Origin of the sequence: Silvibacterium sp., from assembly GCF_047605705.1 — a bacterium.
Lineage (GTDB): Bacteria > Acidobacteriota > Terriglobia > Terriglobales > Acidobacteriaceae > Silvibacterium.
Genome location: NZ_JASGFD010000075.1, coordinates 1 through 17,513 on the forward strand (window position 1 = coordinate 1; position 17,513 = coordinate 17,513).

At 63.4% G+C, this 17,513-nt stretch carries 14 protein-coding genes and 1 other RNA gene; 6 read left to right on the plus strand and 9 right to left on the minus strand.

The genetic code is table 11. The features are described 5' to 3' along the window. On the minus strand, window positions 1-274 hold a 274-nt coding region (locus QM649_RS18675), incomplete at its 3' end, for a DNA ligase LigA-related protein (protein WP_415200590.1). A gap of 185 nt (window positions 275-459) precedes the next feature. On the opposite strand from QM649_RS18675, the gene QM649_RS18680 reads away from it, so the two are divergent. The 4 genes from QM649_RS18680 (at window position 460) to miaA (ending at window position 3,551) form a co-directional block, all read left to right on the plus strand. Continuing rightward, a complete protein-coding gene (locus tag QM649_RS18680; RefSeq protein WP_415200591.1) occupies window positions 460-1,545 on the plus strand; it encodes a metal-dependent hydrolase in 1,086 nt (361 codons plus the stop codon). A gap of 197 nt (window positions 1,546-1,742) precedes the next feature. Next, window positions 1,743-2,276: a DUF6580 family putative transport protein gene (locus QM649_RS18685; protein ID WP_415200592.1), complete on the plus strand. Its 534-nt coding sequence runs from the start codon at window positions 1,743-1,745 to the stop codon at window positions 2,274-2,276. A 103-nt stretch (window positions 2,277-2,379) separates the two neighbouring features. Continuing rightward, complete coding sequence (locus QM649_RS18690; protein WP_415200593.1) at window positions 2,380-2,541, plus strand: hypothetical protein; 162 nt, start codon at window positions 2,380-2,382, stop codon at window positions 2,539-2,541. A gap of 2 nt (window positions 2,542-2,543) precedes the next feature. Further along, window positions 2,544-3,551 carry a tRNA (adenosine(37)-N6)-dimethylallyltransferase MiaA gene (gene miaA / locus QM649_RS18695; protein ID WP_415200594.1) on the plus strand — a complete coding sequence of 336 codons (1,008 nt, stop codon included), beginning with the start codon at window positions 2,544-2,546 and terminating at the stop codon, window positions 3,549-3,551. Window positions 3,552-3,681: 130 nt separating this feature from the next. Here miaA and QM649_RS18700 read toward each other — a convergent pair whose 3' ends face one another. The 7 genes from QM649_RS18700 to QM649_RS18730 all read right to left on the minus strand — a co-directional run bounded on the left by QM649_RS18700 (window position 3,682) and on the right by QM649_RS18730 (window position 12,027). Beyond that, window positions 3,682-4,764 carry a VWA domain-containing protein gene (locus QM649_RS18700; RefSeq protein WP_415200595.1) on the minus strand — a complete coding sequence of 361 codons (1,083 nt, stop codon included), beginning with the start codon at window positions 4,762-4,764 and terminating at the stop codon, window positions 3,682-3,684. Between the two features lie 224 nt (window positions 4,765-4,988). Beyond that, entirely contained in the window at window positions 4,989-7,424 is a 2,436-nt protein-coding gene (locus tag QM649_RS18705; RefSeq protein ID WP_415200596.1) for an ABC transporter permease, read from the minus strand. A gap of 306 nt (window positions 7,425-7,730) precedes the next feature. Beyond that, entirely contained in the window at window positions 7,731-8,750 is a 1,020-nt protein-coding gene (locus tag QM649_RS18710; protein WP_415200597.1) for an RluA family pseudouridine synthase, read from the minus strand. Continuing rightward, complete coding sequence (locus tag QM649_RS18715; RefSeq protein ID WP_415200598.1) at window positions 8,747-9,802, minus strand: alpha/beta hydrolase; 1,056 nt, start codon at window positions 9,800-9,802, stop codon at window positions 8,747-8,749. Before QM649_RS18715 ends, QM649_RS18710 begins: the two co-directional genes overlap by 4 nt. A 50-nt stretch (window positions 9,803-9,852) precedes the next feature. Then, on the minus strand, window positions 9,853-10,629 hold the full coding sequence (locus QM649_RS18720) for a prolipoprotein diacylglyceryl transferase family protein (RefSeq protein ID WP_415200599.1): 777 nt from the start codon (window positions 10,627-10,629) through the stop codon (window positions 9,853-9,855). Between the two features lie 36 nt (window positions 10,630-10,665). Further along, a non-coding RNA gene (gene ssrS, locus QM649_RS18725) (6S RNA) lies at window positions 10,666-10,854 on the minus strand. A 99-nt stretch (window positions 10,855-10,953) separates the two neighbouring features. Next, on the minus strand, window positions 10,954-12,027 hold the full coding sequence (locus QM649_RS18730; RefSeq protein WP_415200600.1) for a cell envelope integrity protein TolA: 1,074 nt from the start codon (window positions 12,025-12,027) through the stop codon (window positions 10,954-10,956). 376 nt (window positions 12,028-12,403) lie between these two features. On the opposite strand from QM649_RS18730, the gene QM649_RS18735 reads away from it, so the two are divergent. Further along, on the plus strand, window positions 12,404-13,027 hold the full coding sequence (locus tag QM649_RS18735; RefSeq protein ID WP_415200601.1) for a YqaA family protein: 624 nt from the start codon (window positions 12,404-12,406) through the stop codon (window positions 13,025-13,027). A 139-nt stretch (window positions 13,028-13,166) separates the two neighbouring features. Here QM649_RS18735 and QM649_RS18740 read toward each other — a convergent pair whose 3' ends face one another. Beyond that, window positions 13,167-16,358, minus strand: a complete 3,192-nt coding sequence (locus tag QM649_RS18740) for a TonB-dependent receptor (RefSeq protein WP_415200602.1) — start codon at window positions 16,356-16,358, stop codon at window positions 13,167-13,169. A gap of 609 nt (window positions 16,359-16,967) precedes the next feature. On the opposite strand from QM649_RS18740, the gene cysD reads away from it, so the two are divergent. Then, on the plus strand, window positions 16,968-17,513 hold a 546-nt coding region (gene cysD / locus QM649_RS18745), incomplete at its 3' end, for a sulfate adenylyltransferase subunit CysD (protein WP_415200603.1).

Below are 17,513 nucleotides of genomic sequence, written 5' to 3' on the forward strand. Positions count from 1 at the left end.
CGCGCAGCTCCTCCTCGCTCACCACGTTGTTGAGCGAGAGCATGGGCCGCGAATGCGCCACCTTGGCGAAGCCCTCGGCAGGCTTGCCGCCCACGCGCTGCGTCGGCGAGTCGGCGGTGATGAGCTCCGGGTGCTTTGCTTCAAGCCCTTCGAGTTTGCGCATCAGTGCGTCGTACTCGGCATCGGAGATTTCCGGCGCATCGAGACCGTAATACAGATACTCGTGGTGGCGGATCGTCTCCCGCAGTGTTTCGATTTCTTCCTGAACAGTCACAGCAACGATGGTAGCGGACTCCCATGCCGCTCTCAATTAGCCCTGAAAAAGGGTGCCCCATCCAAGCTCTGCTTGGGTGGGAAGGTACAAACTTCATTCAAGCGGGTGGGCTCATCCAACGTGGTTAGCGCCGCGACCAACGGGAGCGGGGTGCCGTAGGCGCAGCAGCTTGCTACCCTGTCCCCATGGAGCCCGTCACTCACTTTCTCACCGGAGCCTGCCTGGCCCGCTCCGGCTTCAACCGCAAGGCGGCCTATGCCACACTGGCCATGACGTTAGCTGCCGAGGCTCCAGACCTCGACGTCATTTGGGGCAGGCTCGGTCCGGTCGCCGGATTCGAGCATCATCGCGGCATCACGCACACCTTTCTCGCTGCGCCGGTCATCGCGCTGGTGACCGTTGGCGCGATGTGGCTCATCCATCGATTCAGGAAGAAACCGACGGTTGCGCCGATACGCTGGGGACTGCTCTGGTGCTTTGCGCTCCTTGCCGACTTGAGCCACATCCTGCTCGACTTCACCAACAACTACGGCGTGCGCCCGCTCTTTCCCTTCGACGCGCACTGGCATGCGTGGAGCATCGTCTTCATCTTCGATCCGTGGATCTTTCTTGCGCTCCTCGCCGCGCTGGTCCTGCCGTGGATCTTCGGCCTCGCCGACAGCGAAATCGGCGCTCGCCGCCAGCCCTTTCGCGCCCGCGGCTGGTCCGTCACTGCGCTGATCTTTGTCGTCCTTTGGTGGTCGCTGCGGAATGCCGAGCAACGTCACGCCATTGCTCTGGTGCAGAACACCAACGCCATCGCGGCTCCGGTCACGCGCATTGTCGGCGAGCCTTATATGCTCGATCCCTTCCGCTGGCACGTTCTCGCCGAGACCCGCGACTACTACCAGACCGCCGAGGTCCACACCCTGCACGACGTGGTGGAAGAACGCAGTCCCGACGGAGACGATCTGATCTACAAGCCGCCTGTGACTCCGGCCGTTGCGGCGGCAAAGCAGTCCTGGCTCGGTCGGGTCTATCTCGATTGGTCGCAGTTCCCAGTCACCACGGACGTCGCGAATGATCCGATCCCCTATGACACCGCACCGCAACCGCAACCCGGCTGGCACACCGTCCAGTTCGAAGACCTGCGCTTCGCCTATCCAGGACTGGGCCTCGCCGGAAGCAGTACGCCCGCGCGCGGAAAAGAGGCGCTCGGCGCATGGGTCTACGTGAACCAGGCCAATCAGATCGAAGGCATGTACATGAGCGGCAGGGAACAGAAGCCGTAAGTCTGTGTATAGAACAAATCTGTCATTCCGGCCGGAGCGACCGCAGGGAGCGAAGCGGAGGAACCTGCAGTTCCTCCGCTTCGAGAAAATGCTTACCACGTCAAAATCAATGTTGATGCAGTCGATCCTTTTCCCTTGCGGCGGGCTCTCAACCTTCCGACAATAAAAGAGCCAACTGCTGTACCGATCGAGGATCTATGCCCGCCTACCTTCTTCTCCTGCTGGCCGTCGTCAGCCGAGTCGTTCCGCACCCGGAGTGGCTGAACTTCACCGCCGTCGGTGGATCGCTGCTCTTCTTCGGCGCGCGCCGTCCGCTGCGCCAGGCGTGGATTCCCGTCGCAGCGCTTGCCGCTACCGACTACTACCTCACGGCCTTCTTCTATCGCTATCCCTTTCACGTGACGGACTACCTGCTCACCTGGGCCTGGTATGCAGCGGTCATCGTCTTCGCCCATTTCCCGCTCGCGAAGAAGACCTCGGCTGCCCGCGTAGCCGCCGGTGTCATCGTCGCGCCGACGTCCTTCTTCCTGCTCACCAACTTCGCCGCCTGGCTCGGCAACCCGACACTCTATCCGCGCAGCATGGCCGGGCTCGACATGAGCTACATTGCCGGACTGCCCTTCTACCGCAATGACCTCCTCTCAACGGCCGCAGTCGCCGGATTGGCCTTCGGCATCCCGGTGCTGGCCCGCCAGCTCGCCGCGCAACACAGCCGCGTAGCCGGCGCGTAGCGCAGCATCACCAAAGGCATACACAGGGCGGCCATCGGGGTTGCCCTTTTGCTTTCCGGCGAAACCTCCCGGCTCTAAACTGGATCGAGTGTTTGTCCAGTCCATGCCCACCCAGCCCAGTCGCGATGGAAAGCTTCGGCGTCTTGAGGTTCAGCGCAGCCAGATCGCCGGCCTGCTGATCATCGCCGCTGCGCTTGCGCTCTTCACCCTGCTGCGCGCCCGGCCGCACACCGTTTTTCCTGCCGGATGGTGGCGCTTCTGGTAGCCGTGTCCGCTCCGCACTCCGCTGCTGAACCTCTCCTGGTCGTCCTGCTCGGTCCCACCGCCAGCGGCAAGACCGCGCTCTCGCTCGCCCTGGCCGAGCGCTTTGGTGGCGAAATTGTCAGCTGCGATTCGGTTGCCGTCTACCGCGAGATGGATCTGGGTTCGGCGAAGCCGTCCGTGGAAGAACGCAGCCGCGCCCCGCACCACCTCATCGATGTCTTCGCGCCCAACGAGCAGTGCACCGCCGGTGATTACGCCCGTCTGGCCCGCGCAGCGATCGCGGACATCTCCGCGCGCGCCCGTCTGCCCATCGTTACCGGAGGCACCGGCCTCTACCTGCGCGCTCTGCTCGACGGCCTCTTCGCGGGGCCGCAGCGTTCTGCGGCACTCCGTACCCACCTCGAGCGCAGCCACCAGCGCTTCGGTGCCGGATGGCTCGCACGGGTGCTCCGCCGTCTCGATCCGGCGGCCGCGGCCAGCATCCACGAGAACGACACGCCCAAGCTCATCCGTGCCATCGAGGTCTGCATCGCCGCCCGCCAGCCCATGACCGAGGCCTGGCGCGAACAGGGCCGCGACCGCCTCACCGGCTACCGCATCCTGCGCATCGGCCTCGAACCCGAACGCAAGGCGCTCTACGACCGCATCAACCGCCGCGCCGCGCAGATGTTCACCGACGGACTGGTGGAGGAGACGCGCGGCATTCTCGAAAAATACGGCGAGTTTCCCGGAGATGGAACGGCTTCCGGCGAAGAAGATCGCGTATCGCGCGGCCCGATGGACGCCCTCGGCTACCGCCAGGCGCGCGCCGTGTTGCGCGGCGAACTACCCGAGCCTGAGGCCATCGTCCAGGCGCAGCAAGGGCATCGCAACTACGCCAAGCGGCAGCTTACCTGGTTTCGCCGCGAGCCTGAGGTCCACTGGCTGAAGGGCTTCGGCGATGATCCGGCAATCCGGGACGAGGCCATGAAACTGGTCGAAACAGAGAGGAATCTGCGGTCTACCCGATAAGCGAGGATGAGGGTACCCCGTCCAAGCTCCGCTTGGATAGAAAGGTATACCGCAGGACTACTTCGTTACACGTGCAAAAAAGAGAGAGCCGGGCAAATACCCGGCTCTTTTCTTCTCATAAGAACGAGATTTAATTCGGCTTCGGAGCGAAGTATCCCTTACGCACGCGCACCGAGTAACGCCGGTCGAGGCAGAAGAGATAGATCGGGCGAAAGGCGCCATCGGCCTTGAAGTCGGCCGGCTTGTAAACCAGCGCGTACTGGCTGCGCAGCTCGTCCTGGATGGCCTCGAAACTGATCGGCATATCCGAGATGTTCTTCGGGAAGAAGGCGCGGCCGCCGGTCTCTTCGGCAATCTTCTCAAGGACATCGTCGCCGCGATCGCGGCTCGGGCTCACGTTCGTGCTGATGGCGTACACAATCGTTTCGGCGCGCTGGCACTCCTTGATCGCGTCGTCGAGATAGGCGTGGCTCTGGTTGTCGTCGCCGTCCGATATCAGCACCATGGCCTTACGCACCGGTTCCTGGCCGCGCGCGGCGTCCAGCAGGCGGTCGCGGCAGGCTGAGTACACCGCGTCAAAGAGCGCGGTGCCGCCACCGGGCCGCAACCCGTCGATGCCGGTCGAGAGCGTGTCGAGGTTGTTCGACCACGGTGTCTTATAGTCCGGCGTTACGTCGAAGCCCATCACGAAGGACTTGTCCGAGGCCGGCTTCAGGATCTGGAGCAGGAACTCCTTCGCCGCCTGTTGCTCGAAGGCAAAGCGCGTGTGGATCGAGGTGCTGGTGTCGATCAGCACGCCGAGGCGCAGTGGAAGGTTCGTCTGCCGGGTGAAGCTGTAGACGCGCTCCGGGGCCTTCTGGTCGTCGAGCAGCGCGAAGTCGCTCTGCTTCAGGTCGCTGATGAAGTGGCCGTGGCGATCGGTGACCGTGAAGACCAGGTCGACTTCGTTCACCTGCTGCGTGATCGTGTACTGCGAGCTGTCCTGTGGTGCGCCCTGTGCCTGGCCCGGATTCTGGCCCTGGCCTTGACCCTGAGCGGGGCCCAGGTTCGACGTCGCAGGGGGCTGCGTAGCGGGAGCCGGCTGTTGCTGGGGCGCTGAAGTCGTTGCAGGTGCTGCGGTTGTCCCGGTTTGTGCCCGAAGCGGGGCAGCGAGCGGAAGAGCAAGCAGGACGGCAGAGAGACAGAGAGAAGACGTAAAACCGGCGCGGGTCATTTTGCTGTCGCCATTGTACATGCGGGACTGGCCGTCCTGGCCTTTCGCCTTCGGCCTCCGCTCCCGTTGGTCGCGCTCCTGCCTGTGCTTCTATCTGAGCCCTGAGTTGGGTGCCCCACATCTCGTTCCATTCGAGATGTGGGTTCACAGGACGCACGGGTGGCCCATTCAAGCCTGCCGTTGGTTTGAGTGGGTATGCACCTTGATCTACAAGCGTCCCAGCTCTACTCCGCCCGCAGCGCCGCCACCGGATCGAGCTGCGAAGCGCGCCATGCCGGCAACAGGCAGGCCAGCGCGGCCACGGTAAGCAGCGCTACCGACACCAGTCCGAAGACCAGCGGATCGAGCGGCTGCGTGCCGTAGAGCAGCGAGGCGACCAATCGCGTAAGCCCGGCCGAAGCGACGATGCCCAGCACCAGTCCGAGGATCGCGGGCCGTAGTCCATCGGCCAGCAAGAGGCGCAGGACGTGTTCGCGTTGCGCGCCGAGAGCCATGCGGACGCCGATCTCGGGCGTCCGCTGCGCGACGAGGAAGGACAACACCCCGAAGAGCCCGACCGCCGCCAGCACCAGCGATAACCCGGCAAAGACCGTGAGCAGCGTGGCGTTGAAGCTGGCATCGGCCGTGTTTTTGCCCACCACATCGTCATAGGTGAGGATGTCGGCAACCGGAAGCGTCGGGTCGAGATGCGCGACGATCCGCTGGATCGGCAAGGCAAAGCTGAGCGGATTTTCGGCAGTGCGCACGGCGATGTTCATCTCGCCCCGGATTCCGTTGTAGAGCGGAAAGTAGATGGTTGGTTCGATCTCCCGGTCCGGCGTGGTGCGCACGTCGCCAACGACACCGACAATCTCATTCTTAGGGTCCTTATTGCCTTCCGGTGCGTTGTTAAGGTCGTTGACGTGCTTGCCGAGAGGCTCCTGGCCGCGAAGATAGGTTTTTACGAAGGATTCGTTGACGATAACCAGCCGGCTGCGGTCGAGACGGTCCTGTGTTGTGAAGACGCGGCCGCGACGCAAGGGAATCTCGAGGGTCCGGAAGAAGCCCGGATCGACGAAACGGACCTCGACATCCTGCCATTCATTCTTGGGTGGAGGCGGCAACTCGGCGATCGAGATATCGTCATCCTCGCCGGTTGTCTGTCCGGGCAGAACCGTGGCTAGGGCGATGCCGTGCACGCCGGGCAGCGCTCGCACCTGCTCCTGAAGCTGCTCATAAAACGCGATCTTCTTGTTGCCATCCTTGTAGGGGATGAATGGCAGCTCGATGTTCATCGTGAGGGTATTTGCGGTGGGAACACCAATATCGATGCTGCGGAGCTTCTGGTAATCGCGCAGGAAGAGGCCCGCGCCGACGAGCAACACAACAGTGAGGGCAACCTCCACGGTCAACACGGCACGGCGGAAGCGCAGGCTTTGGCGGCTTCCGCTCACGGCGCGGGACTGGTCCTGGAGCGCGTTCAGAAGCTGGTCATGCCGTTCGGCCACAGCAGGCGCAAGCCCTGCGATCAGGCCACAGAAAATAGCGACGAGAACAGCAAACGCGACGGCCGCTGCGTCGAGATGGATGTCTTCGACGCGCGGCAGGTTTGTGCGGCGTGCAACCAGCCATTGCAGGGCAAACTGCGCGATGAGGATACCGAAGAGGCCTCCCGCAGAGCAGAGAACCAGGCTTTCGAGCAGACGGTCGCGGATCAGGCGCGCCCTCGAGCTGCCGAGAGCGCTGCGGATCGCCAGTTCGCGACGGCGCGCCGCTGAGCGTGCGACCAGCAGGTTGGCGATATTCAGGCATGCGATCAGCAGCAGGCAGGCCGTGGCGGCAAACAGGACGTTCAAAAGTGTGCGGACGCGGTAGGTTTCCGCATCGAGCAAAGGCTTTACATTCGCAGATTCCATCACGGAATCGCCGGGGAACTGGCGGCTCGCATTGGCGGAAATACGGGTGAGGTCAGCGTTCGCAGCCGCAACCGAGACGCCTGCCCGCAGCTTTCCGATCACCATGAAGCTATGCGCGTTGAGAGAAGCCATCTCCTGCGCGGAAACCTCCGGCCCGAGCGCCATCCAGAGCTGAACCCGCGGATTCGGCCAGGAGAACCACTCCGGAAGGATGCCGATCACGGTAAAGGGCACGGTATCGAGAAGAATCTGCCGCCCGACAATCGAGGGATCGCCGCCGAACCGGCGCTTCCAGAGCGACCAGGTGAGCATGGCGGTCTCCGGCGCACCCTGCCGGTCATCGTTCGCCGTAAAAAGGCGTCCGTAAGCAGGCTGCACGCCGAGCGTTGGCAACGCCTGCCATGTGGCGACCCGGGTCTCGATCCGCTCCGGCAACTGGCCGCCAGAAGACGCTAGGCTATGCTCGTCCGGAGTGGCGATGGCGAGCGACTCAAAGCTGCGATTCTGATCGTGCCAGAGTTTGTAGATGCCCGGGGCCGCGTTGGTGTGCATATAGCCGTGCGACGGGCTTGCCTCCCATGCGCGCACCAGCCGGTCCGAATCCGGCAGTGGTAGCGGCTTCATCAGCACCGAGTTCACCACAGTGAACAATGCCGCCGTCGCCCCAATGCCGAGCGCCATCACCAGCACCACGGTGAGCGAAAAGCCCGGCGTGCTGGCAAGGTTGCGCAGGGTCTGGCGAAGGTCGCGGAAGAGAAGGTCCATGGCTGGCGCTCCGGAAACGGAAATTGCACTGAGGGCTAAATGCAAATCACAGCACGCCGAGGGCCAGCCAAATCCGATGCAAGCGATTGAAAATAAAGTGAAATATCTAACTCGAGCTGCCCGATCGCGAAATGGGCTGTCCGTCTTCGGACAGCCCCTACTTCTCAACACCTTGTCATTCCAGCCGGAGCGAGCAAAGCGAGCCTGGTGGAACCTACGGTTCGTCCTGCTCTCCCAAGCAATCAGAACGCGACCAGCGGGAGCGGAAGCCGAAGGCTAAGTCGCCCTGCGCGGAACAGGCCAGTCCTACCGAATCCCGTCCAGAAACCCGGTCAGCTCGGCAGGAAGCGGTGCCTCGAGCGTAAGGATCTTGTTCGTTCGCGGATGCGCGAACTCGAGCCGTGCCGCATGCAGAAAATTGCGGTCGAGCTGCGTGGTCTCGGCCTGCGTTGCAGACTTCTTCTTCGTGGTGGCCTTTCCCTTGGCGGGCTCGGCAGAGATCACGGCGGGTGCGCCATAGAGCGTATCCCCAACGACCGGGTGCCCGATCGATGACATGTGCACGCGAATCTGGTGCGTCCGGCCGGTCTCGATCTTTACCGAGACCAGCGCGAACTTTCCAAATCGCGTCGCAATCCGCTCCAGCACCGTGTAATGCGAGATGGCCGCGCGGGCGCCCTCCGATCGCTTGGTCGTCATGCGCGTGCGGCGGATCAGGTCGCGCCCGATCGCAGCGTTGATCGTGCCCGCGTCCTTCTTCGGATCGCCGTGCACCAGAGCAAGGTAGGTCTTATGTACCTCGCGGGACGAGAACATCTCTGCTAGCCGCAGGTGCGCAGCGTCGTTCCGGGCCACGATGATCAGCCCGCTGGTCTGCTTGTCGAGCCGGTGCACGATCCCCGGACGCAGCGCGCCGCCAGTCGAGGAGAGCTGGCTGTAGTGGCCCAGCAGCGCATTCACCAGTGTGCCGCGGTTGCGCTCATCGAGCGCCGGGTCTTCGTGGGTCGCGCCCGCGCCGGCATGCACCATCATCCCGGCAGGCTTGTTGATCACCGAAAGATCGTCGTCCTCGTAGATGATGTCGAGTGGGATCATCTCCGGCGTGGCGCGCAAAGGCGGCGGCTCCGGCGGCCCAAGGACGGCGACCGTCTCGCCGCCGCGCAGCTTCTGCGAGGCCTTTCCTGCCGCGCCCTCCACGAGAACCTTGCCCTCGCCGAGGAGGAGCTGCACGCGCGCGCGGCTTACATTTTCAAGCTGGGAGGCCAGCCAGGCGTCGAGGCGCTGGCCGGCTGCTTCTGCGGGAACGGTGTAACTGCCGGTACTCACTTCTGCGGAGCCGCTCCTGTCTGTGCAGCTGCGCCCGGGCCTTCCAGGCCGGGAATCCACGAGGGCAGGTTGGGCTGGGGCAGCGGCAAAGGCGGTGCGTTCGGCGGAATGATGCTGTGCCCGATCAGCCAGTTGCGCAGCAGTGCAGGCCAGGTGCTGAGCGGGATGATGTTTCCGCACAGGCCGCAGCCATGATTCGCAAAGTCGTAGAGATGGATCTCCGCCGAAACATGGTTCCGTTCCAGCGCGCGGTAATAGTCGAGGCTGTTCTCCACCGGGACGACCGGGTCCTTGGTCGTGGCAAAAATAAACGTCGGCGGCGTCTGCGCGTTGACGGCGTTTTCGTTCGAGTAGTCCTGCACCAGCTTCGGATCGGGATCCGTGCCGAGCAGGGCGCGCAGCGAGCCGGCATGCGTCTTGTATTTCTCCATGCTGATTACCGGATACTCGAGCACCGCGAAGTTCGGCTTGCAGGAGACCTGGTCGGTTGCATCGGCATTTGGCGGCGGCAGCGTCGAGGGCTCGCAATGCGTCGAGAGCGAGGACGCCAGGTGTCCGCCGGCCGAGGAGCCCCAGACGCCGATACGGGTTGGGTCGACGCCGTATTCGGCCGCATGCTGGCGAACGATGCGCATCGCGCGGCGGCCGTCATCGATCTCGACTGGGTAGTGGTAAGGCGCGACACGGTAGTCGAGCACGAAGGCCGGAATACCCTGCGCGTTCAGCCAGAGCGCGATCTGGATGCCCTCGTGGCCGATGGCGACATGCTCGTACCCACCGCCAGGAATCACCAGGAAAGCAGCGCTGGTCGTGCGCGTCTTGGGCATGAAGGGATAGAGGCGCGGCCGGTCAGCCTCCGCCGTGCCCAGCGCTCCCGGGGCGCCATTGGGATAAAGAAAGACGGGAGCAGGCAAGCCGGGTGCTGCGGCAGGCGGCTTCCATCCGCCCTGAGACGGCGCAGCCTGCGCGGCGAAGGCGGTAACGGCGGTTCCTGCAAGCAGAACGGCTGCAAGCAGGGCAGCGGAAAGAGAGCGAAGTCGGCCGGAGTTCATCGAAGGAAAGTATAGCGGCAGGATTGCCGCTGAGGCTCGTGGGGGATGGTTCAGGCGGCTGCCGGGAGCGATGCTTCCACCGGTTTACGCCGCAGCCAGAGCGCTCCTCCTGCGATCACGGCTGCCGCAGCCAGCGGCAGTGCGAGCGCGGGTGAGGCATCGGCGCGGAGGGGCATAAAAATCGCAGCAGCGAAGCCAGTCAGGAAAAGCCATCCACCGGCCAGCTCGCCCGGCTGAGTCCGGCGCGGCAGCCAGAAGAGCAGCAGCGCGAGGGTCAGCAGAGCAGCGGCAGCGTCATAAAGCTGGACCGGGTGGAGCGGAATATAAGTCGGCGTTCCGTACCAGAGAACCGAAAGCTTGCGGTCATAGGTGACTGCCCACCCGAGACGCGTGGGCGTGCCCCAATCGAGTCCGGCCAGAAAGGCGCCGATGCGGTTGAGGGCGGTGGCGAGCGCAGCAGCCGGGGCCAGAGTGTCGAGCACCGCAAGCACGGGCAGGCCTTCGGCCAGCGCAAAGAGCACGGCCGCGCCGACACCCGCAGCGGCGGCCAGGGCGAAAATTCCCGGAGCGTGAACCTGCGTAAGTCCAAGAACCCAGAAAGGATGCTGGCGGAAGGCGCGGAAAAAGACCAGGGCCAGCAGCAGACGCGCGCCGATCAGCGTCGTCAGTGTGCCCAGCAGGCACAGCGACCAGAGCTTATTCGGATCAAGCGAAAAGCGGCGGGCCAGCCGGACGGCCAGAACCAGTGCCGCAACCAGGCCAAGAGCGGTCAACGCTCCATACGTAGGGATGGCAATGTGGCCGAGCTGGAGGAGGCGGGGATACACGCGAAAGAGAGCTGGAAGCCTGCGCTTTTAAGACAAGACCGACCCACTGGGCCGTGAGTGATGCGCCGGTGAACCCGTCCTAAGACGGTGGGAACTCGCCGTGGCTCTTTAGGCATTCCGGACTGGCGGACACTGCACACCGAGCCAATATGTCGAGTCAAGCTCCCTGTTCAATGATTAAAGGTTCAACCGACGTTGATCACCACACCTGCTTCGCAGGCCGGTCTCTGTGATGGATGCTAACGGCGGCCTCGGGGGATTGCAAGTTTTTGACATCCACCTTGAGGCCGCCTGAGCCGGAAAGGAACAGCAGCGGAAATTCCGTTATCGCTGCTGGCCGGGTTCCAGGTTGTACAGGAACCAGAAACGCAGCTCGAGGAATGGTCCCTTGAAGTTCTTGGGTAGGTTCGGATAGGGAGAAGCGCCGGTGATGCCGCCCCAGGCCGAACGATCGAGCGAAACGTCGCCGGACGGGCCCTCGAGCACCATCTCCTTGACCGAGCCGTCGGGCAGGATCTTGAAGCGGATCGCCACGCGCCCCTGCTTGTTGAGCGGCGGACGGGCCTCTTCCGGGATGATCGGGTACCAGGCGCGCTTGGTGTCGTAGATCACGCGCTGGATATAGGGTCCGAAATCGACGCCCATGGTGTCGCTGAGGATCGTGACCGCACCCTGGTTGCCACCCTGCTGCTGGGCGTCATCCCCTTCGGCGCCGCCGCTGAACTGGCCGCCGCTGGGACGGGCTCCCCGTGCCAGCTCCTGCATCTGCTGGCCGAGCGTCCCCTGATTCGTGGAGAAATTCGGCTTCGGCTGCGGCGCCGACGGTGTCTCGCTCTTCGCCTGCTGATTATTCGGCAGAGGCTGGGCGGGCGGCGTGGGCTGAGGCTTCGGCTGGTTTTCTGCCTGCTGCTGCGGTTGGGGCTGAGGCGGCTGCGGCGCGGGCTGCGGAGCAGGAGGGGCCGGCTGGGCCTGCCTCATCTGCTGCAGCTGCCGCAGCGTCTTTCTGTCGAGACTCGGCTTCGGCGACTGCTGGATGTGATTCTGATCCGAAATCTTGTTCGTGTCCTTCGGTTTCGGCTGCTTCAGCAGATCCTTCGGCATCGTCAGATAGGTCATCTGCTTGTCGCGGTCGCGCAGCACCACCGACGGGTCCTTCACGTGCACGTTGAACAGATATCTCGGTCCATAGGCAATGAACCAGAAGATAACCATATGGACGATGAGCGCGATCCAGATCTTTTCGCGCAGCGCGGCCCAGTTACGGTCACCCTCGAGCTCCTCGATCACACCCAGGAGGTCATGGATGTCGAGATCCTCGTAGTCGCGAGAAGAGCGGCGGGAACGGGGCGGCTCGGGCGGCGCGCCGGAGGGGCTGTTTGGCACTTCGGTGATCGGCATTCTATGTCGTAGAGCCCGTTCGGCTTGCGCGGGAGTGGCGGCGAAGCCCAGACGAGACGCAGGCAGTCGCGCGCTGAGACCTCATTCTATTCTCTCACCCCGGCCGGGTTTTCGCTGCGCCGTTTTGTCCCCGTACAATCGGGATGGTGACATGCGCGGCAAATTCGGTGGGCGACTCCTCTCGGCAAGGACTGCGGGGATACCTTTCCGGTTCTGCATTCATCGCAGAATGGGCGATACATGGGTTTGACGTCGAAGCTCGCCGTTCTATAGCAGACGAAAAGAAAGAGTTTGAAGACGCACCGCGACGGAGAGCGGGCAAAGTTTTCCTCGCGGGAGAAGCGCACGGAAGAAACTGATCTTCCTGACAAATTGAATGAAGAAACTGATCTTTCTATCCAATAAGTACCGTGGCCTGCTGCTGGCCTTTCTGAAGCCCCTCGGATTCTGGGGCGCGGGCCTGGTCGCGCTGCTCGACTCCAGCTCCATCCCGGTCCCCATGGACCCGCTGATGGCGCTGTATGCCTGGAACAACCGCCATACCTTTTACCTTTATGTGCTGGCCGCGGCGATCGGTTCGGCCATCGGCGGGCTGGTGCCGTACTTTATCGGCCGCGCCGGCGGCGAGCTCTTCCTGCTGAAGCGCGTCGACCGCGTGAAGTACGAGCAGCTGCGCGACCGCTTCGAAAAGCAGGAGTTTCTGGCGCTGCTCATCCCCTCCATGCTGCCGCCGCCCACGCCCTGGAAGCTCTTCGTCTTCGCCGCCGGCGTCTTCGAGATGAAGGTGTGGAACTTCATGCTGGCCGTCTTTGTAGGCAGGGTCATCCGTTTCACCATCGTCGGCATTCTCACCATCCGCTACGGTCCGCAGATGATCCACGAGGTCGGCGCACTGGTGCAGCAGCACGCGGTTGCGGTGCTTGCCGGACTCGGCGTGGTGATCGCGCTACTGGTGCTGGTGGCCATCCGCAAGAGCCTGCGCAAGAAGGCGACGGCGTAAACAGCAAGTCGGCGCAGCTTTGGCGCGGGCAGCTCAGCGAAAAGCAGCCAGTCATAAGAACGGCCAGTGGAGACATATCCTCCACTGGCCGTTTTTGTTGTGGCTGACCGCTGACCGTACTCGCGCCTGACGGCTGGCTCTAAAACAACAGCTTCAGCCCGAACTGGATCTGACGTGAGGTCGAGGCCGTCGCCGTGATGACGCCCGCCGTTGGCGAAGGCGTATCTCCGGCCGCCGTATAGACGACCTCGTTCGGTGTGCCGAAGTTGGTGTGGTTCAGCACATTGAAGAGTTCGGCCCGGAATTGCGCCCGCAGATGCTCGAAGAGCTGCGTCTCCTTGCGCGCCGAAACATCGAGATTCGCGAAGTCCGGACCGACCAGGGAGTTGCGTCCTGCGTTGCCGTAGGTGCCGCTGACCGGGTTCGAGAAGGCTGCCGGATTGAAATACTGCGTCGGGACGCCTTCGATCACCTTGCCGTGGAAGTCCGGGTTCACATTCGGACGGATCGGATCGCGGCTGTCGCCATTATTGGTCGGGTTGTAGCCAAGCTGCGCCGTGAAGGGAAAGCCGGACTGCAGCGTCGCAATGCCGCTCACGCTCCAGCCGCGGATCACATGCCGCTGCCAGGCATTGCCGCCCTCATGCCCAAATGGCAGATCCCAGGTCCCGTTGATCACCGCCAGGTTGCGCACATCCGTCGAGGCCGGACCCCAGTCGAGCTTCGGCCGGTCGGGGAACATCACGAAGGCTGGGGCATTCGCGCCCACGCTCGTGTTCCACGCCGTGCCGTCGTCCAGGTTCTTCGACCACGTATAGACGCCGCGCAGCTGAAAGCCGTGGTCGAAGCGATGATTCACATCCACTTCGAGCCCGTGATACGCGCTGACTCCCTCGGAGATCCACGTTGTGGTGTTTGAGAGCGCAGGGTTCGCGTAGGCCGCGCCCGAGGGGTAGTAGACCGTGCCGTTCGCCAGCGTCGAGGGGCACGGCGATGCCGGGCAGATCGTCGGCACCGGCTCGTTCACATCCTCGGAGAGCATGTTGTGGTAGCCATGCGAGCCCACATAACCGAGGGTCAGAGATGTATTCGGCGCGATCTTCTGCTCGACGCTCAGCGACCACGAAAGCACAGTCGGCGTATACGCATCGGGTTGCACCCCGCTCGGCGAGACCTTGCTGCCCGAAGGCGGCGCGGCGCCCGGCGAGATCGAAAGCGAGCTCAGCGCCACAGATTTCAGCGTGTTCGTCGTGTTGTACGGCGCGGTCTGGTCCAGGCGATAGTCGAGGTTGTCGAGCAGCGCCCGGTAGATGCCGAAGCCCGCATGCACGACGGTATTCCCGTTTCTGGCCGGGTCCCAGGCGAGGCCCACGCGCGGCTCCGGCAGGAACTTCGCGCGATTCTTCGAGAGGGAGGAGTGGCCCACCGTCGGGTCGGTGTCGATCACGCCGTCTGTAAAGCCGTAGTTCGAGGCGCGATCGTGGGCCTCGTTCCAGCCATTGGTCGACTCGAAGCGGAAGCCCGCACGCAGCTCAAGATTCGGCCGCAGCTTGATCGTGTCCTGCGCGAAGCCTGCGCCTTCCAGTGAGCGCCAGTTCAGCTCGGTAGGCGACGGGACCGAGGTGAAGGTCGCGACCGTGCCCTCGAGAAACGTTGTCAGCGTCGTAAACGACGCCTGCCCGTACTGGTCCTGCGCCATGTTGTCGTTCGATTGGATCTGCTGCAGCCAGCCGCCGATCTCCACCTGGTGCTTGCCGCGGGTCCAGTAGACGTGGTCGTCATACGTATAAAGGTTGCGCGCCGTGCTCAGATTGCTGCCCGCATTGGTGCCCGCGCCGGTGATCGTCGAAGCGCCGTTGAGCGCCGTGCCGCCGCCGATCACGATTGCCCCGATTGGCCGCCCGGTGATCCAGCCCGGCAGATCGATAGGCGTGACGCCCGTGAACGCATAGGCCGCCCGCGAGAAGCCGAATCGCGCCGTATTTAGCAGCGTTGGCGTGAAGACATGCTGCTCCTGCACGCTCGCCACCTGCTCGCGCAGCGCCTCCACGTCCGAGCTGTAGGGGTTCGCCGTCGGTGTGTTCGCATCGCTGTCGTCCACCGTGTACACGCCGAAAAGGAGGTCCTTGTCCGAGATGTTCCAGTCCGCGCGCGAGGTGCCGAAGTCTTCGCGGATGGTCTGCAGCGGGCTGCTGTACGCCTCGCCGATACCGCTGCCGAGGTCGGGTCCGTTCTGCACTGGCCACAGCGCGAGCAGCGGAGCGGTTGCGGCATTTACGCCCACATGCGTCTCCGTTCCACTCGAATTCGGGATGTAGCCCAGGCGCGCTTCGTTATCCGGAACCAGCGTCACGTCACTCAGGTGCAGATTCTGCCGAAAGCCTTCGTAATTGCCGAAGAGAAAGACCTTGTTCTGCTTGATGGGGCCGCCCAGCGAGCCGCCGAACTGGTTGCGCTGAAACTCCGGAATGTCGGTCTGATCGAAGTAATTGCGCGCATCGAAGGCCGAGTTACGCAGGAACTCGAAGACCGAGCCGTGCAGCGTATTGGTGCCGGACGCGGTGACAATGCTCACCTGCGCGCCGGTGCGCTTGCCGTACTCCACGCCGTAATCGTCGGTCACCACGTTGAACTCGCGCACCGCGTCCACGCCCAGCAGCTGGCCGCTCGTGCCGCCCGGCGTCACATTGATCTCGGAGGCGCCGGTGTACTCCACGCCGTTGAGCAGGAAGATATTGTCCTGCGGGCGATGGCCGCTCACGGCGAACATGTTGCCTACTGCCGCATTCGATGTGCCCACGCCGCCGGAGCGCTGGTTCGAGTAGTTCACGATGGCCGGATTCAGCGTCATCAGCTCGTCGTAGCTGCGGCCGTTCAGTGGCATCTCTTTCACCTGACGTTCGTCGACAAGCCCGCGCGTCTGCTGGGTGGAGAGCTCGACCGCCTGCGGCGCAGCCGCGACCGTCACCTGCTGCTGCACCTGTCCGACTGAGAGCGCAAAGTCGATCGATGCGGATTGGCCGACGACCAGCCGCAAGCCATTCTGTGTGTTCGTCGTAAAGCCGTCGTGCGAGGCGGTGATCGCGTATGGTCCCACCGGCACCGAGGGCGCAACATAGCGCCCGGCCGCATCGGTGAGCACCTCGCGCGTCGCCCCCGTCTCCGTGTTGCGCACCTCGACGTGCGCTCCGGGAATGGCCGCTCCGGTCGCGTCATGCACGGTGCCGGAGATGGAGCCGCCCACCACCTGCGCGCCCAGCGGCGCGGCGAGGGTAAAGAGGACGAAAGCGGCAGCGAGGAGCGGTGACGGGATCCATCTATAGGTCGACACGGGTTTCTCCTGTGAAGCGGGAACATTGATGATCAACGGAAGATGAACAGCGGAAGAGCAGAGGGCGCGATCGGGAGATGCGGCTTCAACGGCAACAGCGCTGGCAAAGCGATGAAAGCGTGGGAACTGAGGGCATAAGCGGCTCTTCGGAAGGTAGGGAAAATGAAAAGCCGGGACGGAGGCGTCGCCGGCAGGGTCGAAAAAAGCTGGGAGTCAGCTAGAAGAGCAGGTCCGCCGGACACGAGAAGGCATGGAAGAAAAGTCGACAGGCCATCTCGCGGGCGCGAAACATAGGCTCGAATATAAGGTGGGTGCGCTACCGCGTCAAGCTGCCGTCATTGACAATCCCTACCCACTGCGCGACCCTGAAAGGGATGCCTTCGAACGCGACCACGACCGATTTTGCTATGCACGCCTGTTGTTGCGCGTGTTGTTGCTGCACGGCCGTGTGCTCCGTGAACGCATGATCGCATCGCAAGACCGCACTTCGATCTGTACTCCGAGCCCACTGCCTTCCCTGGTGAGTGGGTTTTTGCTTTTCGGGCTTTGTGCAACTTGCAGCGCCCCACGCCATCAGAGAACAAGAGACCAACGCAGGAAGACTTGCCAATGACCACCGCTGTTGCCGACATCGCCGAAGTTTCTCCCTCGCGGCTGAGCCATCTCAAGCTGCTCGAGGCCGAGAGCATCCATATCTTCCGCGAGGTTGCGTCCGAGTTTGAGAAGCCGGTGATGCTGTATTCCATCGGCAAAGACTCGTCGGTAATGCTGCGCCTCGCGCAGAAGGCCTTTTTCCCCGGCCCCATCCCGTTTCCGCTACTGCATGTCGATACCGGCTACAAGTTTCGCGAGATGATCGAGTTCCGCGACAACTACACGCGCGAGCTGGGACTCGACCTGCTGGTGTGGCGCAATGAAGGCGCGCTTGCCGATGGCGCGAACCCTGTCGATCTCGGCACGCAGCGCTGCTGCGGCCTGCTCAAGACCACCGCGCTGCTCGATGGTCTGCGCTACTACGGATTCGACGCCGCCTTCGGTGGCGCACGCCGCGATGAAGAGAAGTCGCGCGCAAAAGAGCGCATCTATTCCTTTCGGGACAAGGCCGGCCAGTGGGATCCGAAGGCGCAGCGCCCGGAGTTGTGGAACCTCTACAAC